This is a genomic window from Serratia marcescens subsp. marcescens ATCC 13880, assembly GCF_017299535.1.
Taxonomy (GTDB): domain Bacteria; phylum Pseudomonadota; class Gammaproteobacteria; order Enterobacterales; family Enterobacteriaceae; genus Serratia; species Serratia marcescens.
This window is the reverse complement of the sequence record NZ_CP071238.1, coordinates 623561-649210: the sequence shown is the minus strand read 5'-3', so window position 1 is coordinate 649210 and position 25650 is coordinate 623561. Positions and strand designations below refer to the sequence as shown.

Below are 25650 nucleotides of genomic sequence, written 5' to 3'. Positions count from 1 at the left end.
AAGGTTAAAGACCCTGCCGACACGCAACGTAGCTGCTGTTGCTGTCGGGGTAGTAGTCGACGAAGCCCGTGGCCACGCCGACGGAGTAGTGGAGACCACTGCTGAAGACCTCGGACGTCCAGGTGCCGGAGCTACTCGGGAAGCCCGAGCCGGTGTACGTACTCACATCCCCCCACTCACTCCACAGCGAACCAACCGTACCGCGAACGTTGTACTGATAAGTGGTCAGTTGTGGGCCGCCCAGTTGCAGACGGGTCGCCAGAGACGCGCCCTGATTCGTGCAGTACGTGTTGGCCGCAGACCATGTCATGATCGTTGACCCGTTATTGATGTACCAGTCGTTCAGCGTGAAGGTATATTCAAATGCCTTGGTCGGGTCGAGTTTTGACGTGGCTGTGACGGTGACCGGCGTGCTGTCACCCTTGCCTGTGAAGGTCACTTCCCCGCCTGCGGAAACCGACGCCCAGGACGCACTCGACGTCCAGGTGTAGTCCGTCGGCTCACCGCCATTCAATTGTACGGTGAACTTCGCCCCCGCAAACCCGGTTTTCGGGAAACCCGCGTCCACAGCGTACGTGTAACCATTCACCAGGATGTCCTGCACCGCCGTAGCGACCGTCGCGACGGATATCGTCTCGCCCAGGCTACCAACCTGACTGCCATTCAGTTGCGGTACGACCGTGTAACTACCGGTCTGGGTGCTGGTCATCGTCGCCGTGTAGATACCATTACCAACCTCCGTGACAGCACTCAGTGTTGCGCCGGACGGCGTCGCAACAAAGGTCAACCCAGCCAGACCACTGATGGCATTATCATACGCATCTTTCGCGACAAAGCTCAGGGTCGCCGTGTCCGTGCCGTCCGGGATAATGGCTCCGACATCCGAGCTGAACGTCGACCGCGTGCCATCCGGCGTGGTGCCCGCCGTCAGCGTCACCGTGTCGCTCAGGCCGCTCACCGGCGTCCCGTTCGCCGCCGGCACGATGGTGTAGGTGTCCGCCAGCGTCCCCTTCAGGGTCGCCGTGAACACGCCATCGCTCACCTTGGTCACCGCACCCAGCGTCACCTTGCTGGTGTCGCCACCCGCCGCCGTGATACCGAAGCTCACGTCACCGGCGTTCAGCGTGGTGATCAGGTTGCCGTTCGCGTCCTTCGCCGTGAACGTCAGCGTCGAGGTCGCGGTGTCATCCGCCGCGATACTCTTCGGCGATGCCGCAAACGTCGAGTTGCCCTCGCCGGCATCCGGCGTGGTGCCCGCCGTCAGCGTCACCGTGTCGCTCAGGCCGCTCACCGGCGTCCCGTTCGCCGCCGGCACGATGGTGTAGGTGTCCGCCAGCGTCCCCTTCAGGGTCGCCGTGAACACGCCATCGCTCACCTTGGTCACCGCACCCAGCGTCACCTTGCTGGTGTCGCCACCCGCCGCCGTGATACCGAAGCTCACGTCACCGGCGTTCAGCGTGGTGATCAGGTTGCCGTTCGCGTCCTTCGCCGTGAACGTCAGCGTCGAGGTCGCGGTGTTGTCCGCCGCGATACTCTTCGGCGATGCCGCAAACGTCGAGTTGCCCTCGCCGGCATCCGGCGTGGTGCCCGCCGTCAGCGTCACCGTGTCGCTCAGGCCGCTCACCGGCGTCCCGTTCGCCGCCGGCACGATGGTGTAGGTGTCCGCCAGCGTCCCCTTCAGGGTCGCCGTGAACACGCCATCGCTCACCTTGGTCACCGCACCCAGCGTCACCTTGCTGGTGTCGCCACCCGCCGCCGTGATACCGAAGCTCACGTCACCGGCGTTCAGCGTGGTGATCAGGTTGCCGTTCGCGTCCTTCGCCGTGAACGTCAGCGTCGAGGTCGCGGTGTTGTCCGCCACGATACTCTTCGGCGATGCCGCAAACGTCGAGTTGCCCTCGCCGGCATCCGGCGTGGTGCCCGCCGTCAGCGTCACCGTGTCGCTCAGGCCGCTCACCGGCGTCCCGTTCGCCGCCGGCACGATGGTGTAGGTGTCCGCCAGCGTCCCCTTCAGGGTCGCCGTGAACACGCCATCGCTCACCTTCGTCACCGCACCCAGCGTCACCTTGCTGGTGTCGCCACCCGCCGCCGTGATACCGAAGCTCACGTCACCGGCGTTCAGCGTGGTGATCAGGTTGCCGTTCGCGTCCTTCGCCGTGAACGTCAGCGTCGAGGTCGCGGTGTTGTCCGCCGCGATACTCTTCGGCGATGCCGCAAACGTCGAGTTGCCCTCGCCGGCATCCGGCGTGGTGCCCGCCGTCAGCGTCACCGTGTCGCTCAGGCCGCTCACCGGCGTCCCGTTCGCCGCCGGCACGATGGTGTAGGTGTCCGCCAGCGTCCCCTTCAGGGTCGCCGTGAACACGCCATCGCTCACCTTGGTCACCGTACCCAGCGTCACCTTGCTGGTGTCGCCACCCGCCGCCGTGATACCGAAGCTCACGTCACCGGCGTTCAGCGTGGTGATCAGGTTGCCGTTCGCGTCCTTCGCCGTGAACGTCAGCGTCGAGGTCGCGGTGTCATCCGCCGCGATACTCTTCGGCGATGCCGCAAACGTCGAGTTGCCCTCGCCGGCATCCGGCGTGGTGCCCGCCGTCAGCGTCACCGTGTCGCTCAGGCCGCTCACCGGCGTCCCGTTCGCCGCCGGCACGATGGTGTAGGTGTCCGCCAGCGTCCCCTTCAGGGTCGCCGTGAACACGCCATCGCTCACCTTGGTCACCGCACCCAGCGTCACCTTGCTGGTGTCGCCACCCGCCGCCGTGATACCGAAGCTCACGTCACCGGCGTTCAGCGTGGTGATCAGGTTGCCGTTCGCGTCCTTCGCCGTGAACGTCAGCGTCGAGGTCGCGGTGTTGTCCGCCGCGATACTCTTCGGCGATGCCGCAAACGTCGAGTTGCCCTCGCCGGCATCCGGCGTGGTGCCCGCCGTCAGCGTCACCGTGTCGCTCAGGCCGCTCACCGGCGTCCCGTTCGCCGCCGGCACGATGGTGTAGGTGTCCGCCAGCGTCCCCTTCAGGGTCGCCGTGAACACGCCATCGCTCACCTTGGTCACCGCACCCAGCGTCACCTTGCTGGTGTCGCCACCCGCCGCCGTGATACCGAAGCTCACGTCACCGGCGTTCAGCGTGGTGATCAGGTTGCCGTTCGCGTCCTTCGCCGTGAACGTCAGCGTCGAGGTCGCGGTGTTGTCCGCCACGATACTCTTCGGCGATGCCGCAAACGTCGAGTTGCCCTCGCCGGCATCCGGCGTGGTGCCCGCCGTCAGCGTCACCGTGTCGCTCAGGCCGCTCACCGGCGTCCCGTTCGCCGCCGGCACGATGGTGTAGGTGTCCGCCAGCGTCCCCTTCAGGGTCGCCGTGAACACGCCATCGCTCACCTTCGTCACCGCACCCAGCGTCACCTTGCTGGTGTCGCCACCCGCCGCCGTGATACCGAAGCTCACGTCACCGGCGTTCAGCGTGGTGATCAGGTTGCCGTTCGCGTCCTTCGCCGTGAACGTCAGCGTCGAGGTCGCGGTGTTGTCCGCCGCGATACTCTTCGGCGATGCCGCAAACGTCGAGTTGCCCTCGCCGGCATCCGGCGTGGTGCCCGCCGTCAGCGTCACCGTGTCGCTCAGGCCGCTCACCGGCGTCCCGTTCGCCGCCGGCACGATGGTGTAGGTGTCCGCCAGCGTCCCCTTCAGGGTCGCCGTGAACACGCCATCGCTCACCTTGGTCACCGTACCCAGCGTCACCTTGCTGGTGTCGCCACCCGCCGCCGTGATACCGAAGCTCACGTCACCGGCGTTCAGCGTGGTGATCAGGTTGCCGTTCGCGTCCTTCGCCGTGAACGTCAGCGTCGAGGTCGCGGTGTCATCCGCCGCGATACTCTTCGGCGATGCCGCAAACGTCGAGTTGCCCTCGCCGGCATCCGGCGTGGTGCCCGCCGTCAGCGTCACCGTGTCGCTCAGGCCGCTCACCGGCGTCCCGTTCGCCGCCGGCACGATGGTGTAGGTGTCCGCCAGCGTCCCCTTCAGGGTCGCCGTGAACACGCCATCGCTCACCTTGGTCACCGCACCCAGCGTCACCTTGCTGGTGTCGCCACCCGCCGCCGTGATACCGAAGCTCACGTCACCGGCGTTCAGCGTGGTGATCAGGTTGCCGTTCGCGTCCTTCGCCGTGAACGTCAGCGTCGAGGTCGCGGTGTCATCCGCCGCGATACTCTTCGGCGATGCCGCAAACGTCGAGTTGCCCTCGCCGGCATCCGGCGTGGTGCCCGCCGTCAGCGTCACCGTGTCGCTCAGGCCGCTCACCGGCGTCCCGTTCGCCGCCGGCACGATGGTGTAGGTGTCCGCCAGCGTCCCCTTCAGGGTCGCCGTGAACACGCCATCGCTCACCTTGGTCACCGCACCCAGCGTCACCTTGCTGGTGTCGCCACCCGCCGCCGTGATACCGAAGCTCACGTCACCGGCGTTCAGCGTGGTGATCAGGTTGCCGTTCGCGTCCTTCGCCGTGAACGTCAGCGTCGAGGTCGCGGTGTTGTCCGCCGCGATACTCTTCGGCGATGCCGCAAACGTCGAGTTGCCCTCGCCGGCATCCGGCGTGGTGCCCGCCGTCAGCGTCACCGTGTCGCTCAGGCCGCTCACCGGCGTCCCGTTCGCCGCCGGCACGATGGTGTAGGTGTCCGCCAGCGTCCCCTTCAGGGTCGCCGTGAACACGCCATCGCTCACCTTGGTCACCGCACCCAGCGTCACCTTGCTGGCGTCGCCCCCCGCTGCCGTGATACCGAAGCTCACGTCACCGGCGTTCAGCGTGGTGATCAGGTTGCCGTCCGCGTCCTTCGCCGTGAACGTCAGCGTCGAGGTCGCGGTGTTGTCCGCCGCGATACTCTTCGGCGATGCCGCAAACGTCGAGTTGACGCTGCTTGGAAACGCCTTGTTTATCGCCACACGCGCTGTATCAAGCTTCACGCCACTTACGCTTGGCGTCAGGGTGACGATTTCTTCATCCACCCCGGCCGTCACCGTTACCTCAAACTCCCCGATCGCTTTTTTCACCGGCGAAGAGACGGATGCTGACTTCAGATTCCCCGTATCGATACTGATTTCCGAGACAGGCACATCCACCGCATTGCCTTGCGCATCCCTGACGCTCAAGGTCAGATGTTGAGTGCTCTTGCCATCAGCGACCAGCATGCTATCAAGTGGTGTAAATGTGCTGTTCCCCTTATTAATTTCCGGTGCGCGCACACTCACCTGCGTCTCACTGGTGTTTGACCGGTTCCCCTTCTTGTCCACGGCCACGCCGCTGACGGTGTAATTGTTGATGCCCGGGGCATACTGGTAGGTTGGCAGCACCACGCTGTAAGCCTGCGGACCATCCTGGACGATTTTCCCGCCCGCAGCCAGCAACGCCGGTGCCGACCAGTCAATGCGGTCCAGGCCATGGGTACTGTTGACGGAGACGCCCAGGGACTTTTTCTCCCCGGCATACCCGGTCACCAGCGACGCGGCATGCAAGCGGATGGTCTCTTTCTTGCGGTACTCCAGGACGATATTGTTGTTACGCTCCACCAGGTCATGACGGCTGCCCGCCAGGCTACGCATCGCCTGTACCGCGCCTGGGTCAACCTGTTGTTGCCAAGGTGCCCCCAATTGATAGCGGAAGTCCACGCCAAAACGGGTGTCGTTCTCGCCGTCTTTCCCCTGCCGCTGCTCAGCACGTAACGTCACCAGCGGCACCGGCGTATACTCGATGCCCGCAGTGAACGCGTGCGGATCCTTCTGGCGATGGTCCTTACCAAACAGCCCGACCTCATCACCGTAGTACTGCTCATACGTCAGTTTGCCGCCCAGTTGCGGCAACGCCGGCAACCACCCTTGCGCGCGAATATCCCACCCATTGGCAGGGCGCTCTTTATAATCACTGAAGTCCGGAGAATCTTTCCAGTTGCTCAGTTGCAAATAGCTGTTGGCACCCAATTTCATGAAGTCGCGCCAATACTCTACCCCTATCCCGAGGCGAGTATGCTGGCGTGACAGGTCGTAATCCAGGAAAGTGTTCCCCCCCAGCATCCAGCCATCGTTGAACCAGCGCACGCCAGCCCCCAGGTTGGCTTGCGTCCGGTCATCCGTACGGTGCAGACTGCCCTGCGTGAAGACCAGGGTATCGTCCCGGTCAAACACCGGAACCAACAGATCCAGTTGGGAGTTTTTCAGCGAGAAATGCTGGTCCGCGTCCAATCGCACACGCGCCGTGCCAAATTGGCCCAACCAGTCCTGCACTTCCTTCGTGGCTTCCCCCATCGCCATGCCGCGTGCTATCGACGCCGCCGCCTCCCCGTTGGGGTTATTGGCCAGGAAAGAGCCGGCCTGCGAGGCAATGCCGGCCACCTTCACCGCCTGTGCATCCTCGTGCGGCGCAGCCGTTTTCTTGCCGGACGCATCACCCGTTGCGCGCACCGCCGGCACATCCAGTTCGTCTCCCGGTTGCAGATGGTCAAAGCCATGCGCAAACGTACGAAACTGGTTCATCTTGCGTAATTCTGCAATGCTGATACCGAATTTTCGGGCCACCGAGGCTGTCGTTTCTCCGGCCGCCAAGGTATATATCTGGGTCTTCGCCACCGTTTTACTGCCATTATCCCGCAGGAAACCGCCGGCCGCCGCGATTGTTGGCGTAAACGCCACCGCCAGCGGAAAGCACGCTTGTATGCCAATGTTTACCCAGGTCAGCGCCCTGAGTCGGCGCGAAAAGACGCCAGCATGGCCTGTGTGTTTGTTTTTCATTGTTTTCACCGATGATGAGTCAAAAATCGTCCGGGGTTTCCGTTCTCCTGAAACCCCGCGGCTCTTTGCTTTGCTGTGTAACGTGCGCAACGTCGATCACGCCGCTGGGGTCGGCGACACCACTGCGCAAACATCTCCTCCCTGGTCATCCGCAAACCTGACGGTAGCGCCCCCAATCACACGACACCGACATAAAGCCCCAATCCCTGACGGCGCGTCGCCATGGCTACCGCACGACGCGGAGTCACCAGCGTCGTGGGCAATACACGGACATCACGGGCCCGCCCTGAGCGCGGGCGCCGCACGCGTCGAACTTAACAATTAGGACCATTTTGACCAGTTGGTAAAAACAACAAAAAAAGGGCTTATTTAGATATAAAATCTATTTAATGCTTAATAGATGGGCCAATACCCCTGAAGAGTGGAATAAAAAACTGTTTCCTTGCCGAGGGGAGATGCGGGAATAACCGTTGATACGGTGCAACATGCCCGAAAGGGCAAAAGGGGGGAGAGTGCCTAAAGAGGAGTGGATTTCATTATTATTCAATCGGATAATAATTTTTCGGTGATTTTTTTCTTGCGAGGCTGTACTTTATTTCAACGCGTTGCGTATACTACTTTACAGTTTGGTCCTAACTGTCTACTCTTTCGCTTGTTTTTTGGGCGATGCCAGACCCCTTCAAACCGTTCTGCATTACTCGCCGTATACCGCACGGTATGACGGATGTTTTTATGCCCCAGGTAATCTTGTATCAGCCGCGTATCAATTCCCCGGTCCGCCAGCGCAAATCCACAGGCATGACGCAGCATATGCGGATGCGGCACGACGGAAATGTCTGCCGCCTGACCCAACTGGCTGATGATTTGGTACACCCGCTGACGCGTCAACGCGTTCCCCTGGCGCGACAAAAACACCCAGTCGCTGTCCGCCCCCGGCAGTCCCGCCCGCACCGCCAGCCAGGCCCTGATGGCCCGCAATTCATCCTTCAGCAAGGGGTGGCTGGTCGAAAACCCGCTCTTTATTCGCCGGATATACAAACTGTGCCCCCGCAAATCCAAATCGGACAACCGCAAATGGCACACTTCGCTGACGCGAAAGCCGTGGATAAAACTCATGTAAATCAGGCAATAGTCACGCTCGGCATTTCCCCCTGCCAAGGCCTGTTGCAACAGACGCTCCACTTCGGACTGCGTCAAATACTTCCGCTGGCTCATGCCACCTCATCAAAAAATGAATAAAACCCCAAACACATTAGCATTTTTCACTATAAGATAAGCGAAATAGAAAGGATAAATCTGAATTATAAAAATGTAAGTCGCCAGACGTGCCTTTCGCGTCACCGTTCGGCGCGAACGCCGCGCATGGAATGCGTCTGAGGGAGGACCAGCGCCCACCACGACCGGCACACACACTGATGCCCCGCAAAACAAAAAACCGGCCGAAGCCGGTTGGGAGCGCACGTGTTGTTATGAGGGGGCTGATAAACACTGCCCGAAGAAATACCCTGGTGTGGCGGAATGTTTGTTCGCCACCACTATAGGCTGCGTGATGATTGACCGTCCAATGGGTTAGGCAGATCAATAAAGTCACATTGATCGGCACGGCCGATCGTCGCCTCCTTTGTTGCGTCTGTTATGCCTCGCATTTTGGCAGCCAGTCCACGTCGCAGTCATCATTCAGCCGCAGGTTGGTTTGGATACCCAGTTTGGTGCGGCGTTTGAGCAACGTATGCTCATATTCTTTCAGCGTCTGCGGCACCGCCAGCCCGAACGCCGTCAGGTTCATCACGTGCTGATAGCCCCGTGCCGCCATAAACGACAGGTAGGCGTGGTACAAATAGCGGCGCGGGTTCGGCGGGGTGATGTTGGCATTGCCTATCATCATCCCTTCCGGGGTGCCCAGCACCGTCAGGTAACCGCAAAAATCGACCAGCGGGTCCGCCTGGCGTTTGATGGTCAGCGCCTCGTCCGAGCTTTGCTGCGCCTGAAGCAGGGTGCGGGCCTCGTTCGGGTTGGCGAAGCGCTGCATCAGGTGGCGCACAATCACCGCCAGCTCCTGGGTGATTTTGTCCAGCAACTGCGGGTCGCGCTCGGCCAGCGGTATCGTCTCCGGAAAGGTGAGTATCACCCGCCGCCGTGATACGCCACCGCTGCGGTCACTGAACTGCATCGGGTTGTTGTTCACCGCCAGTATCACCGCCGGGATGTGCGCCGCGTAGGCGTCGCGGTATTTGGGGTCGATGGCGACCGCATCGCCACCGGTGATGGCCTTGATACCCGCGCCGTCACCGCTCCACTTCTCCTGGTCAGGCAGGAGTATCAGCGAGAAGCCGACCACGCTGGCCCGCTCGCGCGCCGACTCCAGGTTATCGATGGTGGCGGAGGTGGTGTTATCGGCTCCCGCCAGCAGCCGGGCGATGGCCGCCATTACGCTCTTGCCGCTGCCGCCGGGGCCGGTCACTTCGAGGAACAGCTGCCAGTCGTAGCGGTTGGCCAGCACCATAAAGAGCGCCGCGAGGATACGTTCTTGCTTGTCGTGCTTGCCCCCGGCGGCCCGCGTCAGCCACTGCCAGAAGTGCGGCGCATGGTCGGCCAGGTTCTCCCCGGCACGCGGTGGCGTGTAGTCCACGCTGTTGACGGTGCGCAGCCAGTGCGCTTGCCGGTGGACGCTGAACTGCCCGCTGACGGTATCAAACACCCCGTTACGAAAGCCTATCAACCGGCGGGCCGGGTCGCCCATCTGCGGCACCATCAGCTTGAGGGTGTCCAAAATGCTGTTGATACCGGCGGCAGAGAACGGTGCACGCACCTTCTGGAACAGCGCGGCAATCTCCCGGCTCAGCTGTCGGTGCGGCAGCACCTGCCAGGCGCCGCGCGTATAGCGGCACAGCTCTTCGCCCACCGGCGGCACCGCCAGGGTGTTGCCGTAGTGCTCGGCCAGCAGTTCGGCCTTCTCGCTGGCGCTCATGGCTTTCAAATCGGCATCGCTCAGCGTGTCGAACGGGCTCGGCTGTGGCGACTGGCTAAACGCCTGGAGCTGGGCACGCGTAGCGTCTGCCCCTTCCCGGCCATAAACGTCGTTCCAGTCGCCTTCCGTGGGCGGCAGCGCCGGAGTGCCGCCGGTGCGTGTGGCCGCCTCGGCGGCGCGGGTCTGCCCGGTGCCGCTGCGGTCATTGTCGGCCGCCAGCAGCAGCCGCGCATCCGGGTAATGGCTGCGCAGCTGCTCTGCCACCGCCGCCAAGTTGTTGGCGCTGAGCGCCACGCACACCGTCTCACCGGTGAGACGGTGCACGGTGAGGCCGGTGGCGTAGCCCTCGGTGAGCCAGATAACCGCGTTGTCCGGGCCGCTTAGGGTGTGGCAGGCGGCTTTCACCTGCCCGCCTGCCAGCATGCGTTTGTCGCCGTGGGCGTTAATCAGCTGCACGTTGACCACCTCGCCCCCGTCATTGTGCAGCGGCAGCAGCAGGTCGCCGGGGTGGAAGGTGATACCGCCGACGCGCAGCGACTGGCCGTGCAGGGTCAGGGTGTCCACCTCCGGCCAGCCTTTGGCGCTCAGGTAGGCGTTGCCGGTTTGGAGGCGGGCAGCGGCCACCAGAGCCTGTGCCTGTCGCGCGGCCTTGCGCTGAGCCTCGGCCTTGTCTTGCCCACCGCCCTTCAGTGAGGCATGGCGGGCTTCAGCGGCCGGTGGCAGGGTGTTGGTGTTTTCTCCCATCACGGCAGCCACCTGTTCGGCGGCAGCCCGGGCAGACAGTGACAGGGCCTTTTCCACCAGGTTGAGGCCGTCACCGGCCCCGCACTGATTGCAGAACCAGGTGCCGCGCCCGTCCTGGTTATCGAAGCGGAAGCGGTCTTTACCGCCGCAGGTCGGACACGGCTGCGGCTTGCCGTTCGGCTGCAAGGTAATGCCGAGGGCCGGGAGTATCACCGGCCAGTGGCCGGTGGCGGTGCGTACGGTCTGAGATACGAAGTGGGCGCTCATGCTCTTCTCCTCAGTGTACGGTGGCGTTCTGCGATGCCGACAGGCGCTCGCAGCACAGCTCGTCCATCATCTTTTGCCCCAGCGCGGTCAAGCGCGGTGCGGCCACCAGAACGTCCGGCTGCACCATGTCACTCAGCATGGTGCACGCCATGTCCATGCCGTCCTCTGCGCCGTACTGACGCACAAAGTGCCCTTCCAGGCGCACGGCAATCGTCATCTGAAGCTCGTCCAGCGTGTACCCCAGGCTCACCCGGTAAAAGGCGCAGGTGTCCAGATAGGCTTGCGCCACGGCGCGACGGAAAACGGCGGTGCGGACTTCAATCGGTAAACAGGATGAGGTGTTCATGCGGCGGTGGCCTCCATGCGGGCAAGGATTTGGGATTCACAGGTGTTGACGACGTGGCCGAGCTGGTCGGTCAGCAAGGCAATGACCGAAGCAAACGATGCCTGTTGCTCAGCGTCGGGGCGCTGCCCGCCGAGGTCGAGGGTATCCAGCAGGTCGAGGAACAGCACGCCGGTGGCGTGCGCATGCTGGAGACGCAGAAAATCGGCGTGCGGAATAGGGTAATGGGTGTCGCGGTAATAACGGTCAGCCAGGGTGTTCATGCTGCCGCCTTAACCGGCAGACGACCGGCAAAGGACAACACATAATCACGGGCCAGCAGGCGGCGGGCGTTGTGCTCAGAATCCGCCACGGTGCGCACCATACGCGGTGACGCCGTCAGCGCAGAACGGCGCACGGCCGCAAACAAAAAGCAGAATGTCGGGTGAGTCGGGGTGAGGGTCGTAGCCATGGTGGCAGCCTCCTTGAAGTAAAGGTTATTGCTACCACCGAAGTTCTCACGCAAGGGTGGTAGCCCAGACGGGGGTGAGAAACCGGCCTTCAAGGGAACCGGCCAGCCCGAAGGCTGCCCCGCCTGAGTCACCATTGATTGACTGCTGCGATAGTATAACATCCACCGCGCAAAAAATGAGCGCACTAAGGCTACGACATAAAAAAACACGCCTGGCGCGTGTTGTGTCGCCTTGAAGTAACTCGGGTTCTCACGCCCGGCTGCCGATTGTGCGGCAACGGGAGGACTATAGCGCAGGGCCGGACGTGGGGGCAAGCCGTAAGACGCCCCCGGACGTTCAATCGATCGCATTGTGCTCAACCACTTCGTCAGCACAGATACGACGCAACTTTGCCTGCCGGTTCGTCAGGCAAATCACACCGTGTTTTTCACTGCGATGTTCAGGCAAGACGATATCCGGGTGCTTGCGCTGCAACAAGATGGCTTCGGCCACAAACAAGGCGTCGCGTTCATCAAGGGTGAAACGCTGGCGACCCAAGGTTAGCTGCATCATACGGCAGCCCCCTGGTGACGGTTGGCGATACGTTCGTCCATCCACTGCTCGACCTCAGAGGCCAGCCAGGCGACGTTTTTACCGCCGAGGGAGACCTGGGCCGGGAACTGCCGGCGGCTCATCATCTCGTACACGGTGGAGCGGGACAGGCCGGTGGTGTAGAGCACTTCCGGCAGGCGGATAAAGCGCTCGCGTGGGGTATAGCCGTTTTGAAGCACCGGCGACGGAGTGGATTGGGTGGGGGTGGAAACGGTCAACATAAAAACGCTACCTCTTTGTGTCCGGCCAACGCTGGCCGGAACGGTGTGAACTTCAGTAGCGCCCTATTATGTGGCTATTTATCGAGGTGGCAACAAGGCGTTGTTGTGTGGTGGAACAGATTTTATGCTTATTTTTCAATCAAGTGGACATATTGACCTACATTGGCCTTTATTGACCTTTATTGACCTTTGTTGGCAAACTGGCCGAAAAGCCTGAGCGATGAATGGGCGGTTAATTAATAGGGAAAAACCGCCAAACACCGCTCGCCAGGGAAAAGGCCTTGCGAGAGCCGGTGAACAGGCGTGAACACCGGGTGAACGGATACAGCGACCACTCTTCACCCACTACCTACTGATTTATCTCTATTTTTTTATTTTGGTGAACAGTATGAAGAGTGAGTAATAAAAATAAAAACTTCAGATGTGATTATCGTCAGTGCTCGGTACATCTCCCCCGCGTCAGAAATCATCCTCGGTCACCGGTTTGCGGTGACGTACGACAACGCCAGGTGCAACAGCCTCTCGCCCCGTCATCAAAAAAGGTTTTTTTTCTGGCTAGCGGGTGTCAAGTGGCGCGTGCATGCATAGGGTGCATGATTTTGCATGCGGATAAATGCAAGTTTTATCCCCTGCCGCACCAGCAGTGGCGCGGCCTGCGGCCTCTCATGCAGGTGCATGAAAAGCGACACACAAAGCGCGCAGGCGAGGCGGGGGTAGCATTGCGCGCCAGGGGGTTTTAACGATTTATTGGCGGTGGGACTGACGAGCAAGGCCCGCGATAAAATCGGCGTACCACTGCAACATGTCACGACGCTTCTCAAGGTACTGCGCATGGTTGTAGGTACCGCGAATGGCGTTCTTGTCCACGTGGGCGAGCTGCATCTCTATCCAGGCGGTATTGAAGTCCTGCTCATGCAAAATCGTGGACATCATGTGCCTGAAGCCGTGGCCAGTGAGTCGACCGTGATAACCGATACGCTTAAGGAGCTGGTTGATACACGCATCACTCATCGGCTTGTTCACATCCGCCCGTCCCGGGAAGACATAGCGATAATGGCCCGTGTAAGCTTTTAACTCGTTCAGGATGGCCACCACCTGCGTCGATAGCGGCACGAGATGAGCCCGGCGCATCTTCATACGCGCCAACGGGATCTCCCAAAGCGCATTATCCAGGTCAATCTCCTGCCACTGCGCCATACGCAGCTCGACGCCCCTAACCCCGGTAAACATCAGTAGCTTCGTCGCCAACTTCCCCAACAAGCTGCCAGAGTATCCCTCAAGGGCTGATAAGAAATCGGGGAGTTCATCGACAGTCAAGAACGGATAGTGGGTCGTATTGGGTCCAGGTAACACACTGGAAAGATCTGCGGCCGGGTTGTATTCAGCACGCCCCGTCGCGATGGCATAGCGAAAAACCTCACCGCAGCGCTGCCTGACCTTACGCATTTTATCCAGCGCGCCACGCGCCTCAATCTTACGCAGCACAGTGAGCAGCTCAAGTGGCTTTATCGTCGATATAGAACGTTGCCCCAAGTAGGGGAAAATATCGAGGCAGAAGGCACGCAAAACCTCCGCAGCATAACCCGTCGACCATGTCGCCAATTTTGACCGGTGCCACTCCCTGGCGATCGCTTCAAAGGTATTCGCATCCCCATATAACTGTGCCAGCTTTTTCTCTTTGCGGAGTGCACTGGGGTTCTGCCCCTCGGCAACCTGCCTTCTGGCTTCATCGCGTTTTGACCGGGCGTCGGCCAACGAAACGGCAGGGTAAACACCAAGTGAAATCATCTTGGGCTTACCGGCAAAGCGATAACGAAAGCGCCAGCTTTTACTGTCGTTGGGTTCAACCAGAAGAGACAATCCTAATCCATCGCTCAGCGTGTAAGGTTTAGGGGCAGGTTTGGCATTACGGATTTGTAAGTTGTTAAGTCGCATGTGTATAGGAATTTAAGATCGAACTCGGGTACACGCAATTCTACACACACCTGATACCGGATTCTACCGGACAGCACCGGACAATTACGAACAACTACACCAGCTAATTCATTGTTACTCAGTGAGTTATTGGACTATTTCGGACGTTACAGGAAGAGAGGATGGTGCCGATAATAGAGATCGATCTCCTCCACGCCCAAGCGCCGCAGGCTGCCTTCCACCGAGCGCCGGATATACTCGGGCCGGCTGCTGACGCCGCGCGCCGACGGATCCGCCGGATCGCGCAGAATGCCGAACTTGGTGGCCAGGAACACCTGTTGCCGCTTGCCCTTGATCGCCTCCCCCACCAGCTCTTCGTTGGTGTGCGGCCCGTACATGTCGGCGGTGTCGAGCAGCGTGACGCCCAACTCCAGCGCCCGGTGCAGCGTGGCGATGGCTTCCTGCCGATCGGCGCCGGTGGAGTAGAAGTCGCTCATGCCCATGCACCCCAGCCCCAGGGCGGAGACGACGGGACCGTTGGAACCGAGTTTACGTTGTTGCATTGTGCTGCCCTCATGCGGTGAATGGATAACGCAGCAAAGTCTGGTTGTTTACGCGACAAAGATAAATAATGCAGATTGCACATCACTGTTCAAAAATCACCAACAATCCGGAGTGGACATGGATCAGGTTCAAGCCATGCGCATTTTTACCCGCATCGTCGAACTGGGCAGCTTCAGTCGGGCGGCCGAACGCCTGCAGCTGCCGCGCGCCACGGTCAGCAACGCGTTGAAACGGCTGGAACAACGGCTGGGCGTGCGCCTGCTGATCCGCACCACCCGCCAGGTGCAGGTGACCAGTGAAGGCAGCCTCTACTATCAACGCTGCGTGCAGTTGCTGGGGGCCTTGGAGGAGGCGGACACGCTGTTCAGTCACCATAAGCTGCAGCCGTCCGGCAAGGTGCGCATCGATATGCCCCATTCGCTGGCGCGCCAGATCGTCATTCCGGCGTTGGACGACTTTTACCGGCGTTATCCCGACATCACCCTGGCACTGGGCGCCAACGACACCCACGTCGATCTGTTGCGCGAAGGCGTGGACTGCGTGCTGCGCGCCTGGGAAACCGAAGACGACAGTCTGGTAGCGCGGCGCATCGCCCAGCTGCCGCAGGTCACCTGCGCTTCCCCCGCTTATCTGCAGGCCCACGGCACGCCGCTCGACATCGATCGCCTGGAACCGCATCGCGCGGTGGGGTATTTTTCCCTGGCCAACAACCGCGATTACCCGCTGGAATTCTGCCGCGGCGGCAAGCTGGAACTGCGCGAGCTACCCGCGCGGCTCAGCGTCAGCGGCGCCGACGCCTACATCGCCGGCGCGCGGGCCGGCATGGGATTGATTCAGGCGGCGCGCTATTCGCTTGCCCCCTGGCTGGAACAGGGCGAACTGGTGGAAGTGCTGGCGGACACGCCGCCCCCGCCGATGCCGATTTACATCATGTATCCACCCGGCCGTTTCCTGGCGCCACGGGTCAGGGTGTTGATTGATTGGCTGATTTGGCTGTTTGACCAGCAGAAAAGCGGCGATATGGCTGTTTTTCCAGCAAACGCCCGCAAAGCGGGGAAATAACTGTTGACGTGCCCGCCAAAATCTCTAGAATTCGCCTCCGTGGTAACGTTACTCCGGTAATGTTTCTGGTACGCGAAGGTGGCGGAATTGGTAGACGCGCTAGCTTCAGGTGTTAGTGTCCTTACGGACGTGAGGGTTCAAGTCCCTCTCTTCGCACCAAATAACCACATGATTTATATTGCACTCAGCATCGATGCGAAGGTGGCGGAATTGGTAGACGCGCTAGCTTCAGGTGTTAGTGTTCTTACGGACGTGAGGGTTCAAGTCCCTCTCTTCGCACCAAGCTGGCGACGTAATATAAATCAAAGCAACAACATCGACTGTGCGAAGGTGGCGGAATTGGTAGACGCGCTAGCTTCAGGTGTTAGTGTCCTTACGGACGTGAGGGTTCAAGTCCCTCTCTTCGCACCAATTGATGATCTCTCCGGCGGTTCCTTCGAAAAAATCCCAACGCATTGATGATAAACACGCTTAAGCGTGGTTTTGCCGTTTCTGGCGTTTCACCCAAAGCTGAAGTTGAGGCTGACTGCCGCCAGGCCGCCCGCCAGCGCCATGCAGGAAGGCAACAGCAGATAGTGGCGCAGCCGGCTGTTGAACAGCATCACCAGCGTGGCCAACATCGCTATCACGATCAGGGTGCGCAACTGGAGCATATCCAGGTTGATCAGGGCCAGCAGCGGCATCAAAGCACAAGGCAGCAAGACGCCCCAGGCGCTGGCCAGGCGATCCCCGAGGCACCAACTGACGCCCCACAGCCCGCACGCGGCAATCATGGCAGTGAGCATGACAACCTCCTTAAGTGATAATGATAACCAATATCATATAACACTTTTTTGGCCGCCGCATCATTTTCACTGCGCTGACCAAACTCAGATGACACCAGCAGGAAAAAATGATAATTTGACATAAGAAAATTCCTAGTCCTGTTTGCATGATAATAATCACAACCCTCAACCATGCAATTCAAGTGGATATTCGCGCCAAGGGAATGCTTCTCAACCTTAATTATTCGACAGAACGACTTTGCAAAGAGTGACCTCCGTATGAACGCCCGTTCTTATCAGGAATTACTGAACAGCAAGCAGCGCCTGGCATTATTTCTTTTTCTGATAATGAATGCCGCCTCTTCCGTATTTACATTATTGTTCCCTTTTAGGGATACGCCCGCATTTACCCTACCTTTATTATGTATACCGCTATTTTGTCTGGTAGCAGCGCTATTTTCTCTGCAAACGCCACGTAAATATTTGTGCAAACTCAACCTGTTCGCCAGCGTGCTCGGCCTGCTCTGGGCCGCACATATTTACGTTAAAAGTCAATATTGCCTACCGAATAACCAAGATTTTTTATTAATTAGTTTGTTTAGCATCTTTTTTATCAGCGCTATTTCTCTGACGGATAACTTTACCGCCTTTTGTTTACACGCCGTACCTTCCGCAATGATGATCCTGGCTTTAGACGGCATGCATAATACCCTGCGGATATTATTCACCACGCTATTACCTATTATCGCTTTCTCCATTCATCACCTGATGTTGAAACGCAGTGAAATCTTTACCCACGCGCTGGTGGCCAACCTGTATAACGAGCGGGACAAATTCAATAATTTGAGCATGCTTGATCCCCTGACCGGCCTTTATAACCGTCGAGGGCTGGAGAATAAGATCACTATGCTGCTGGAACCGCAAACCGGCCGCCACTACGTGCTGCTGCTGGATATCGACCACTTCAAGGTCTACAACGACAGCTACGGCCACGCCATGGGCGACCGGGCGCTGGTGCAGGTGGCGATCGCCATCCGCGATGCGGTGCGTTCGCGCGACATCGTGGTGCGCTACGGCGGGGAAGAGTTTTTGGTGCTGTTGACCAACGTGCACGAAGGCTATGCGGCGCAGCTGGCCGAACGGGTGCGTCAACGCGTGGCGGAACTGAATATCCCGCACGGCGCCAGCCCGCAGCACAGCGGCACGCTGACGCTCAGCGCGGGCATCTCGGCATTGGAAAGGCTGGACGTCGAGTCAGCGATCGGCGCGGCCGACGCCGCGCTCTATCTGGCGAAGCACAGCGGCCGCAACAATATTCAGCTGGCGCAAAACGTCGAGCCCGCTCTGCTGCAACCGCAGGAATTGACACACTAGGCGCTTTCCCAAATCGCCTTGCCCTGCCAGCGCCGTTCGATCGCCGCCAGGAACAGTTTCACCTTGGGGGAGAGATGGCGCCGGCTGGGATAGACGGCGCAGATCGGCGGCCCAGGGCGACAATAGCGTTCCAGCACCGGCACCAGCGTGCCGGCCGCAATCTGCTTGCCGACCAGAAATGCCCCCACCTGACACAGACCGGCCCCGGCGATGGCGGCATCCCGCAAGGCCTCGACGTTGTTGAAACGCATCCGGCCGCGCACCGGCTGTTCGTGCAGTTGACCGTTAACCCGATAGCGCCAGGGCGCCGGCAGCCCCTGATGGCTGAAGACCAGTGTTTCGTGATCGCCCAACGCCTCCGGTTTCGCAGGCGCGCCGTGCCGCGCCAGATAATCCGGCGCCGCGCAGGTGATCAGGCGATGCGGCGCGAGCACCCGCCGCACCAGTCGGCTGTCGTCGCTGCCGCCGACGCGGATCGCCACGTCGATGCCGTCGCGCACCAAATCGCTGTAATCGTCGGAAAAGCTGACGTCGGCGTCCACCTCCGGCCACTGAGTCAAAAACTCCCGCAAAATCGGCAAAATGTGCAACCGCCCCAGCGAGACCGGCACATCCAGCCGCAGCCGCCCGCGCGGGGTTTGCCGCCGCGTATTGAGCGCCGTTTCCGCCTCTTCGGCCTGCGACAGGATGCGCTGCGCATACTCGTAAAACACCGCGCCGTCTTCGGTCAGGCTGACGCTGCGCGTGGTGCGCTGCAGCAGCCGGGTCGCCAATCGCGCCTCCAATCGGGTCACGCATTTGCCCGCCGCCGAACGGGAGATGCCCAGCCTCTCGGCCGCCAGCGTGAAACTGCAGGCGTCGGCGACGCGAATGAACACCAGCAGGTCGGTCAGGTTATCCAACGGCATAGACGGTAAATTAGCCACGATTCGTCCCCAATGTTGCGCATTTATGCCAGTTTATCAGCCATTTTGGCGCGGATACACTGAGGTTCTTCATCTGTTGGGAGGATCCTTATGAGTGCCTTACACGCCGGCGGCGGCGCAAAGTCTTGGCTGGCGACCTTCGCCATCGGCCTGTCCACCTTTACCGTCGTCACGGCAGAAATGCTGCCCGTCGGGCTGCTGACCCCGATCGTCAATACTCTGAACGCGACGATCGGCCGCGCCGGGCTGCTGATTTCCCTGCCGGCCCTGTTCGCCGCGCTGTTTGCCCCGCTGGTGGTGCTGGGCGCCCGGCGCACGGATCGCCGCAGCCTGCTGGCGGGCTTTCTGCTGCTGCTGATCGCCGCCAACCTGCTGGCCGCCGCCGCCACCTCCCTGGCGCTGCTGTTCGCCGCGCGCATCCTGCTGGGTTTTTGCATCGGCGGTATCTGGGCCATCGCCGGCGGGTTGGCGGAACGTCTGGTGCCGCCGGCCTCCGTCGGATTGGCGCTGTCCGTCATCTTCGGCGGCGTAGCGGCGGCCTCGGTGTTCGGCGTGCCGCTCGGGGTATTCCTCGGCGAAACGCTGGGCTGGCGCATGGCGTTTCTGGCGGTCGCCGTTCTGGCGGCGCTGACCCTGCTCTTGCTGGTGTGCGTGCTGCCGCCGCTGCCGGTCACGCAGGCGATAAGCTGGCGGTCGTTCACCGCGCAGCGCGCGAATCGCCGGCTGCTGACCGGGCTGCTGCTGACGTTTCTGCTGGTCGCCGGCCACTTTATGGCTTACACCTTTGTCCGCCCGCTGTTGCAGACGGTCGCCGGCATCGAGAGCCGCTGGGTGGGGCCGCTGCTGTTCGCCTACGGCGTCGCCGGCATCTTCGGGAATTTCATCGCCGGCCAGGCCGCCGCCAAACGGCTGCGCCGCACCCTGGCGCTGATCGCCCTCGGGCTGGCGCTCGCCGTCCTGCTGCTGCCGCTGCTGGGCCACGCGCCGCTGAGCGGCGGCGCCTTCCTCCTGCTGTGGGGCATCGCCTACGGCGGCGTTTCCGTTGCGTTGATGGCGTGGATGCTCAAGGCGGCGCCCAATGCGGTCGAGGTCGCCTCTTCGCTGTATATCGCGCTGTTTAATCTGGCGATTTCCTGCGGTTCGCTGGCGGGCGGGCTGGTGGTGGACGCCGGAGGCCTGACGATAAACGGCGTGCTGTCCGGAATGGTGCTGCTGCTGGCGTTGGCGATCCTGATGCGAACCCGCCCGCAGGCGCTGACAACGGCGGCGAAGGCCGATTCGCCGCCGGGTTGAATCAGCCGCGGCGCTGCCGCAGGCCGTAAACCAGCACCACCGCGAAGCACAGCAGCGGCAGCAGATAAGAGAGCGCGGTGCTGTAACGGTCGGCCAGCGCCCCCATAAAGTACGGCATGATGGCGCCGCCGACGATCGCCATGATCATGAACGAGCTGGCGCGCTTGGTGTGCTTGCCCAGATTTTTCACCCCCAGGGCGAAAATGGTCGGGAACATGATCGACATAAAGAAGAACACTGCGATCAGCGCCACCACCGATACGCCGTCGACGCTCAGCATCACCACGCCGCACAGCGCGATGTTGATCAGCGCATAGACCGCCAGCAGCGTCGCCGGTTTGACTCGCCCCATCAGCCAGGTGCTGAAGAAGCGCCCGACCATAAAGCAGATCATGGCGATCGACAGCAGGTAAGAGGCGCTCTGGTTAGACACCTCGCGCCAGTGCTCGGTAGCGTAGTTGATGAAGAACGCCCCGACGCCCACCTGCGCCGCCACGTAGAAGAACTGTGTGATAACCCCGCCGACGAAATGCGGATGCTGCCATAATCCCTGCGCTATCACGCCGTGCACCGGCTTTTCCTCTTCGCGGATCGCCGGCAGCCGGGTGCGGCTGAACAACAGCGCGATCAGCAGCACCAGCGCGGCGATCGCCACATAGGTCATCTTCACCGCGCTCTGATCGCCGTCGCCGGCGGACTGACTGGCGGAGAAGAACAGCGTGCCGCCGATCAGCGGGCCGATAAACTGCCCGAGGCCGTTGAACGACTGCGCCAGGTTGAGCCGCCGTTCGGCGCCCTGCGCGTCGCCCAGCACCGTGGCGTACGGGTTGGCCGCCGTTTCCAGGCACCCCAGGCCGCTGGCGATGACGAACAGCGCGAACAGGAATACGCCGAAGCTGTTGGCCGACGCCGCCGGCACGAACAGCAACGCCCCCAGCGCGTACAGGCACAGCCCGACCAGAATGCCCGCCTTATAGCCCTTGCGATCCATAAAGTACCCGGCGGGCAGCGCCACCAGGAAGTAGGCGCCGAAGTAGGCCGCCTGCAGCAGCCCCGACTGCGCCTTGGTGACGTGCAACGTCTCCTGAAAATGTTTGTTCAATACGTCCAGCAGGCCATAGGACAGCCCCCACATGAAGAACAGGCTGGTGACCAGGATAAAGGCCCAGCGCAGATTGGCGGTCACGGGGACGCCCGGCTGCGCGGAGGCCGCACTTTTTTCAGCAAGCATGGTGATACCCTCGTATCGTCTGGCGATGATGATGTTGGCGTTATTGCTGTTGCAGAGAGAAAATCCGCGCCATTTCCACCCATTTTTCGCCCTGCGGCGTCCAGGGGGTGGCGGCCTGGTAGTGCCACATCAGCGCTTCCCATCGCTGTACTTCGGGGTTGTTCAGGCTGGCGGCGTCAAAGCGCGCGGCGTCGAAATCGGCGCTGACCTCCACGATCATGAACAGCCGGGTGCCCAACCGGTAAATTTCCATGTCCAGAATGCCGTGCTCGCGCAAATGCGCGGCGATGCCCGGCCAAATGCGCTGATGACGCTGCTGGTACTCCGCAATCAGCGCCGGTGAGTCAATCAGATCGAGCGCCTGGCAGAAACGGCGCCGCCCTGCCGCCGCGCCGCTCACGTCAGCGCCCGATCGAGATGCAGGTAGCCGCCGTCCACCGACAGCCACTGCCCGGTGGTATGCGATGACCGCGACGACAGCAGAAACGCCACGGTATCGGCGATTTCTTGCGGCGTGGTCATGCGCTGCCCGAGCGGAATGCGCGCGGTGATTTTCTCCATCTGCCGCTGCGGCTCGGCGAAGGTGTTGAGCCAACGCTGGTACTGCGGGGTGATCACCTCCGCCGGCACCACCGCGTTCACCCGCACCCCGTCATGGCGCAGCGATACCGCCCATTCGCGCGTCAGCGCCAGCACCGCGCCCTTGGCGGCGGTGTAGCCGCTGGTGCCGCCCTGGCCGCTGAGCGCGGTCTTTGAGGCGATGTTGACGATGGCGCCCCGGCTCTCCCGCAGCGCCGCCTGGCACAGGTGCGCCATCAGGTAGTAGTGCACCAGGTTCTTTTCCAGCGAACCGACGAACGCTTCACGCCCCGCCTCCAGCCCGACGCCGTCATTGACCCCGGCGTTATTCACCAGTCCGTCGATGCGGCCGAAGGTCGCCAGCGTCTGGCTGACCGCGCGGCGGCAGGCCGCCTCATCGCACAATTCGGTGAGGATCACCTCGGTGCGCGGCTGCAGCCGCTGCAAATCGGCCAGCAGCGCCGCCTCCGGCGCGGCGTTGGTGACCAGCACCGGGATCGCCCCCTCTTCAGCCAGCACATGAGAAATCGCCGCGCCGATGCCGGCACCGCCGCCGGTGACCAGCACCACCTTATCTTGCAGATACAGATCCATAACCAGACTCCGTTAAACCGTAAATTCGCCAGGCGGTGTCGCCCCAAATCGCCGCCTGCTCGGCAGCCCCCAGCGTCGACAGCGCCCGTTCGCACAGTTGCACCACCTGGCGGTAGTCGCCGGCCAGCAGGCACACCGGCCAGTCGGAGCCGAACATCAGCCGCTGCGGGCCGAACGCCTCCAGCGCGGCGTCGAAGAACGGCAGCAGTTCCTCCGCCCGCCACCGGCCGCCCGGCGCCTCGGTGATCAGGCCCGAAAGCTTGCAGGCCACGTGCGGCAGCGCCGCCAGCGGCCGGATTTGCTGCGCCCAGTGCCGCACGCCGCGCGCGATGTCCGGCTTGCCGAGGTGATTCAGCACCAGCCAGTGCTCGTCATGGCGGGCGGCGAACGACGCCGCGGCCGCCAGATGCCGATGCGTCACCAGGATCTCGTACACATACCCGGCGCGCTGCAGCGTTTGCATGCCGCGTTCCACCTCCGGCCGCGCCAACCAGGCCGCCGGATCCGCTTCGTCCTGCACCTGATGGCGCACCCCGCGCAGCGCAGCGCGCGGCCTCAGGGCCTCCAGACGCTGCGCCAGCTGCGGCGCGGCGATATCCAACCAGCCCACCACGCCGCATACGCCTTCGCTCCGCTCAGCCAGCGCCAGCAAGGCCAGCGTCTCTTCCTCGCTGGGGCGCGCCTGCACCGCCAGCGCGCTGTCGAAACCGTGTTCCTGCAACAGCGGCCGCAGCCGGGGCGGATCGAAATCCTGCCGCAGCACGCGCATCCGCTCGTCGATCCACGGGTAGTGCTGCGGGTGGTAGCGCCAGTAGTGCTGGTGAGCGTCGATGCGCGGCATGCGATCCTCCCGCCTCACCCGCGGTACCGATACTGCTCGATCGACGACGGGTGCATCTCGATCGAGTAACCGGGCCGGCTCGGCGGCATGTAGGCCGCGCCGTTGATCACGCAGGGATCGACAAAGTGTTCATGCAAATGATCGACGTACTCGATCACCCGGCCTTCGTGGGTGCCGGCGATGCACAGGTAGTCGATCATCGACAGGTGCTGCACGTATTCGCACAGCCCGACGCCGCCGGCGTGCGGGCAGACCGGCAGTTGGTATTTGGCCGCCATCAGCATCACCGCCAGCACTTCGTTGACGCCGCCGAGACGGCAGGCGTCGATCTGCACCACGTCCACCGCGCCGCGCATGATGAACTGCTTGAACATGATGCGGTTCTGGCACATCTCACCGGTGGCCACCTTGACCGGCGCCACCCCTTCGCGGATGCGGCGATGCCCTTCGACGTCGTCCGGGCTGGTCGGCTCTTCGATAAACCAGGGGTTGGCAAACGCCAGATGTTTCACCCACGGAATGGCTTCGTCCACCTCCCACACCTGGTTGGCGTCGATCATCAGCCGGCGATCCGGGCCGATCACCTCACGGGCGATGCGCACCCGGCGAATGTCATCTTCCAGATCGCGCCCGACCTTCAGTTTGAGGTAGGAGAAACCGGCGTCGACCGCTTCCTGGCACAGGCGGCGCAGCTTGTCGTCCGGATACCCCAGCCAACCTGCCGAAGTGGTGTAGCAGGGGTAACCTTCCTGCAGCAGCCGCTCCAGGCGCCGTTCTTTGCCCTCGGCCCGCTGTTTCAGCAGCGCCAGCGCTTCCTGCGGCGTGATGCAGTCGGTGATGTAACGGAAGTCGATGCAGCGCACCAGTTCCTCCGGCGTCATCTCCGCCACCAGCCGCCACACCGGTTTGCCGACCGATTTGGCCCACAGATCCCACACCGCGTTGACCACCGCGCCGGTCGCCAGGTGAATGGCGCCTTTGTCCGGCCCGATCCAGCGCAGCTGGCTGTCGCTGGTGAAGCGCCGCCAGAAGGCGCCCATATCGGCGGCGATCGTCTCCAGCCGCTCACCGACGATCTGATGCTCCAGCGCACGGATCGCCGCGCAGCAGATCTCGTTGCCGCGGCCGATGGTGAACGTCAGTCCGTGGCCGCTGAGATCCGCGCGATCGGTCTCCAGGATCACGTAGGCGGCGGAATAGTCGGGATCCGGATTCATGGCGTCGGATCCGTCCAGCCCCAGCGAGGTGGGGAAACGAATGTCTTCAACCCGCAGTGCGGTAATGGTGGTCATGGCGGCGCTCCCGGTTAAGCCTGTACGGTTTGCTGGCGCTGTTCGCCCAGCCCTTCAATGCCCAGACGCATCGTCTGGCCCGCCCGCAGGTAGATGGGCTGCGGTTTCTGCCCCATGCCGACGCCCGGCGGCGTGCCGGTGGAGATCACGTCGCCCGGCTGCAGGCTCATAAAGCGGCTGAGGTAGCTGACGATCTGCGGAATGCGGAAGATCATGGTGCTGGTGTTGCCGTCCTGATAGCGTTTGCCGTCCACCTCCAGCCACAAATTCAGGCTGTGCGGATCGGCGATCTCGTCGGCGGTCACCAGCCAGGGCCCGATCGGCCCGAAGGTGTCGCAGCCTTTGCCCTTGTCCCAGGTGCCGCCGCGCTCAATTTGATATTCGCGTTCTGAGACGTCGTTGATCACGCAATAACCGGCGACGTGGCGCATCGCATCCGCTTCGCTGATGTAGCGCCCGCCCAGGCCGATCACCACGCCCAGCTCCACTTCCCAGTCGGTTTTCTGCGAGCCGCGCGGGATCTCCACCCGGTCGTAGGGGCCGACCACCGCGCTGGTCCATTTGTTGAACACCACCGGTTCTTCAGGAATGGCCGCGCCGGTTTCCGCCGCGTGATCGGCGTAGTTCAGGCCGATGCAGATGAACTTGCCGATGCCGCCAACGCAGGCGCCGAGGCGCGGCTCCCCCTCGACCAGCGGCAATGCGGCGCTGTCCAGCGCGCGCAGTTTGGCGAGCGACGCCGGCGATAACGCGGCGCCGCCCACGTCGACGATATGCTGCGACAGATCGCGCAGGCGGCCCTGTGCATCCAACATGCCGGGGCGCTCTTGCCCAGGTTGCCCATAACGTAAAAGTTTCATGCGTTCC

20 protein-coding genes, 3 tRNA genes and 1 pseudogene are annotated in these 25650 nt (G+C 61.9%); 6 read left to right on the top strand and 18 right to left on the bottom strand.

The features are described from left to right. Nucleotides 1–4: 4 nt before the first annotated feature. The 10 genes and pseudogenes from J0F90_RS03015 to J0F90_RS02970 all read right to left on the bottom strand — a co-directional run. Nucleotides 5–6508: an invasin domain 3-containing protein gene (locus J0F90_RS03015; RefSeq protein WP_327279476.1), complete on the bottom strand. Its 6504-nt coding sequence runs from the start codon at nt 6506–6508 to the stop codon at nt 5–7. A gap of 852 nt (nt 6509–7360) precedes the next feature. Beyond that, nucleotides 7361–7978 (bottom strand): tyrosine-type DNA invertase, encoded by a 618-nt coding sequence (locus J0F90_RS03010; protein WP_033641316.1) that lies wholly within the window; start codon nt 7976–7978, stop codon nt 7361–7363. A 418-nt stretch (nt 7979–8396) separates the two neighbouring features. Further along, nucleotides 8397–10742, bottom strand: a complete 2346-nt coding sequence (locus J0F90_RS03005) for a primase-helicase zinc-binding domain-containing protein (protein WP_033641315.1) — start codon at nt 10740–10742, stop codon at nt 8397–8399. A 10-nt stretch (nt 10743–10752) separates the two neighbouring features. Next, nucleotides 10753–11088 carry a DUF5375 family protein gene (locus J0F90_RS03000; RefSeq protein WP_103086432.1) on the bottom strand — a complete coding sequence of 112 codons (336 nt, stop codon included), beginning with the start codon at nt 11086–11088 and terminating at the stop codon, nt 10753–10755. Further along, nucleotides 11085–11348, bottom strand: coding sequence for a hypothetical protein (locus J0F90_RS02995; protein ID WP_033638781.1), 264 nt, complete (start codon nt 11346–11348; stop codon nt 11085–11087). The genes J0F90_RS03000 and J0F90_RS02995 overlap by 4 nt, the downstream gene beginning before the upstream one ends. Continuing rightward, the gene (locus tag J0F90_RS02990) at nt 11345–11887 is read right to left on the bottom strand and encodes a host cell division inhibitor Icd-like protein (RefSeq protein WP_042707118.1); all 543 of its coding nucleotides are present in this window, start codon (nt 11885–11887) and stop codon (nt 11345–11347) included. Before J0F90_RS02990 ends, J0F90_RS02995 begins: the two co-directional genes overlap by 4 nt. Next, a complete protein-coding gene (locus J0F90_RS02985) occupies nt 11874–12089 on the bottom strand; it encodes a hypothetical protein (RefSeq protein ID WP_033638783.1) in 216 nt (71 codons plus the stop codon). The genes J0F90_RS02990 and J0F90_RS02985 overlap by 14 nt, the downstream gene beginning before the upstream one ends. Continuing rightward, on the bottom strand, nt 12086–12349 hold the full coding sequence (locus tag J0F90_RS02980; protein WP_033638784.1) for a helix-turn-helix transcriptional regulator: 264 nt from the start codon (nt 12347–12349) through the stop codon (nt 12086–12088). Before J0F90_RS02980 ends, J0F90_RS02985 begins: the two co-directional genes overlap by 4 nt. A gap of 744 nt (nt 12350–13093) precedes the next feature. Continuing rightward, nucleotides 13094–14284 carry a tyrosine-type recombinase/integrase gene (locus J0F90_RS02975; RefSeq protein ID WP_033638785.1) on the bottom strand — a complete coding sequence of 397 codons (1191 nt, stop codon included), beginning with the start codon at nt 14282–14284 and terminating at the stop codon, nt 13094–13096. Between the two features lie 164 nt (nt 14285–14448). After that, nucleotides 14449–14826, bottom strand: a pseudogene (locus J0F90_RS02970) (aldo/keto reductase); the annotation flags it as partial. A gap of 118 nt (nt 14827–14944) precedes the next feature. Between J0F90_RS02970 and J0F90_RS02965 the strand changes: the two are divergent. The 4 genes from J0F90_RS02965 (at nt 14945) to J0F90_RS02950 (ending at nt 16300) form a co-directional block, all read left to right on the top strand. Then, entirely contained in the window at nt 14945–15889 is a 945-nt protein-coding gene (locus J0F90_RS02965; RefSeq protein ID WP_033638786.1) for a LysR family transcriptional regulator, read from the top strand. A 72-nt stretch (nt 15890–15961) separates the two neighbouring features. Beyond that, a tRNA-Leu gene (locus J0F90_RS02960) sits at nt 15962–16048 on the top strand. A 36-nt stretch (nt 16049–16084) separates the two neighbouring features. Then, nucleotides 16085–16171 (top strand) — tRNA-Leu (locus tag J0F90_RS02955). 42 nt (nt 16172–16213) lie between these two features. After that, nucleotides 16214–16300: transfer RNA gene (locus tag J0F90_RS02950), tRNA-Leu, on the top strand. Between the two features lie 89 nt (nt 16301–16389). Here the strand turns inward: J0F90_RS02950 and J0F90_RS02945 are convergent. After that, the gene (locus J0F90_RS02945; protein ID WP_004933115.1) at nt 16390–16674 is read right to left on the bottom strand and encodes a DUF1435 domain-containing protein; all 285 of its coding nucleotides are present in this window, start codon (nt 16672–16674) and stop codon (nt 16390–16392) included. Between the two features lie 258 nt (nt 16675–16932). On the opposite strand from J0F90_RS02945, the gene J0F90_RS02940 reads away from it, so the two are divergent. Then, nucleotides 16933–18027 (top strand): GGDEF domain-containing protein, encoded by a 1095-nt coding sequence (locus J0F90_RS02940; protein WP_033638787.1) that lies wholly within the window; start codon nt 16933–16935, stop codon nt 18025–18027. Here J0F90_RS02940 and J0F90_RS02935 read toward each other — a convergent pair. Then, nucleotides 18024–18935: a LysR family transcriptional regulator gene (locus J0F90_RS02935; protein WP_033638788.1), complete on the bottom strand. Its 912-nt coding sequence runs from the start codon at nt 18933–18935 to the stop codon at nt 18024–18026. The genes J0F90_RS02940 and J0F90_RS02935 overlap by 4 nt on opposite strands. 108 nt (nt 18936–19043) lie before the next feature. Between J0F90_RS02935 and J0F90_RS02930 the strand changes: the two genes are divergently transcribed. Further along, complete coding sequence (locus J0F90_RS02930; RefSeq protein WP_033638789.1) at nt 19044–20246, top strand: MFS transporter; 1203 nt, start codon at nt 19044–19046, stop codon at nt 20244–20246. A gap of 1 nt (nt 20247) precedes the next feature. On the opposite strand, the gene fucP is transcribed toward J0F90_RS02930, so the two are convergent. The 6 genes from fucP to J0F90_RS02900 are packed head-to-tail and all read right to left on the bottom strand — an operon-like array spanning nt 20248 to nt 25643. Next, entirely contained in the window at nt 20248–21477 is a 1230-nt protein-coding gene (fucP, locus tag J0F90_RS02925) for an L-fucose:H+ symporter permease (RefSeq protein WP_016929180.1), read from the bottom strand. A gap of 40 nt (nt 21478–21517) precedes the next feature. Then, nucleotides 21518–21877 (bottom strand): L-rhamnose mutarotase, encoded by a 360-nt coding sequence (locus J0F90_RS02920; protein WP_033638790.1) that lies wholly within the window; start codon nt 21875–21877, stop codon nt 21518–21520. Then, the gene (locus J0F90_RS02915) at nt 21874–22650 is read right to left on the bottom strand and encodes an L-fucose dehydrogenase (protein ID WP_033638791.1); all 777 of its coding nucleotides are present in this window, start codon (nt 22648–22650) and stop codon (nt 21874–21876) included. The genes J0F90_RS02920 and J0F90_RS02915 overlap by 4 nt, the downstream gene beginning before the upstream one ends. Beyond that, nucleotides 22628–23491: an amidohydrolase family protein gene (locus J0F90_RS02910; protein ID WP_033638792.1), complete on the bottom strand. Its 864-nt coding sequence runs from the start codon at nt 23489–23491 to the stop codon at nt 22628–22630. Before J0F90_RS02910 ends, J0F90_RS02915 begins: the two co-directional genes overlap by 23 nt. A gap of 14 nt (nt 23492–23505) precedes the next feature. After that, nucleotides 23506–24783: an L-fuconate dehydratase gene (locus J0F90_RS02905; RefSeq protein WP_033638793.1), complete on the bottom strand. Its 1278-nt coding sequence runs from the start codon at nt 24781–24783 to the stop codon at nt 23506–23508. Nucleotides 24784–24797: 14 nt separating this feature from the next. After that, nucleotides 24798–25643 carry a fumarylacetoacetate hydrolase family protein gene (locus J0F90_RS02900; protein WP_033638794.1) on the bottom strand — a complete coding sequence of 282 codons (846 nt, stop codon included), beginning with the start codon at nt 25641–25643 and terminating at the stop codon, nt 24798–24800. Between the last annotated feature and the right edge of the window lie 7 nt (nt 25644–25650).

Coding starts and splice junctions, on each gene's coding strand:
- J0F90_RS02995 (WP_033638781.1), bottom strand. CDS start 11,348: ATGAACACCCTGGCTGACCGTTATTACCGCGACACCCATTACCCTATT.
- J0F90_RS03000 (WP_103086432.1), bottom strand. CDS start 11,088: ATGAACACCTCATCCTGTTTACCGATTGAAGTCCGCACCGCCGTTTTC.
- J0F90_RS02965 (WP_033638786.1), top strand. CDS start 14,945: ATGGATCAGGTTCAAGCCATGCGCATTTTTACCCGCATCGTCGAACTG.
- J0F90_RS03015 (WP_327279476.1), bottom strand. CDS start 6,508: ATGAACCAGTTTCGTACGTTTGCGCATGGCTTTGACCATCTGCAACCG.
- J0F90_RS02905 (WP_033638793.1), bottom strand. CDS start 24,783: ATGACCACCATTACCGCACTGCGGGTTGAAGACATTCGTTTCCCCACC.
- J0F90_RS02980 (WP_033638784.1), bottom strand. CDS start 12,349: ATGTTGACCGTTTCCACCCCCACCCAATCCACTCCGTCGCCGGTGCTT.
- J0F90_RS02915 (WP_033638791.1), bottom strand. CDS start 22,650: ATGGATCTGTATCTGCAAGATAAGGTGGTGCTGGTCACCGGCGGCGGT.
- J0F90_RS03005 (WP_033641315.1), bottom strand. CDS start 10,742: ATGAGCGCCCACTTCGTATCTCAGACCGTACGCACCGCCACCGGCCAC.
- J0F90_RS02935 (WP_033638788.1), bottom strand. CDS start 18,935: ATGCCGTTGGATAACCTGACCGACCTGCTGGTGTTCATTCGCGTCGCC.
- J0F90_RS02940 (WP_033638787.1), top strand. CDS start 16,933: ATGAACGCCCGTTCTTATCAGGAATTACTGAACAGCAAGCAGCGCCTG.
- J0F90_RS02910 (WP_033638792.1), bottom strand. CDS start 23,491: ATGCCGCGCATCGACGCTCACCAGCACTACTGGCGCTACCACCCGCAG.
- J0F90_RS03010 (WP_033641316.1), bottom strand. CDS start 7,978: ATGAGCCAGCGGAAGTATTTGACGCAGTCCGAAGTGGAGCGTCTGTTG.
- J0F90_RS02945 (WP_004933115.1), bottom strand. CDS start 16,674: ATGCTCACTGCCATGATTGCCGCGTGCGGGCTGTGGGGCGTCAGTTGG.
- J0F90_RS02985 (WP_033638783.1), bottom strand. CDS start 12,089: ATGATGCAGCTAACCTTGGGTCGCCAGCGTTTCACCCTTGATGAACGC.
- J0F90_RS02990 (WP_042707118.1), bottom strand. CDS start 11,887: ATGCGATCGATTGAACGTCCGGGGGCGTCTTACGGCTTGCCCCCACGT.
- J0F90_RS02975 (WP_033638785.1), bottom strand. CDS start 14,284: ATGCGACTTAACAACTTACAAATCCGTAATGCCAAACCTGCCCCTAAA.
- fucP (WP_016929180.1), bottom strand. CDS start 21,477: ATGCTTGCTGAAAAAAGTGCGGCCTCCGCGCAGCCGGGCGTCCCCGTG.
- J0F90_RS02900 (WP_033638794.1), bottom strand. CDS start 25,643: ATGAAACTTTTACGTTATGGGCAACCTGGGCAAGAGCGCCCCGGCATG.
- J0F90_RS02930 (WP_033638789.1), top strand. CDS start 19,044: ATGAGTGCCTTACACGCCGGCGGCGGCGCAAAGTCTTGGCTGGCGACC.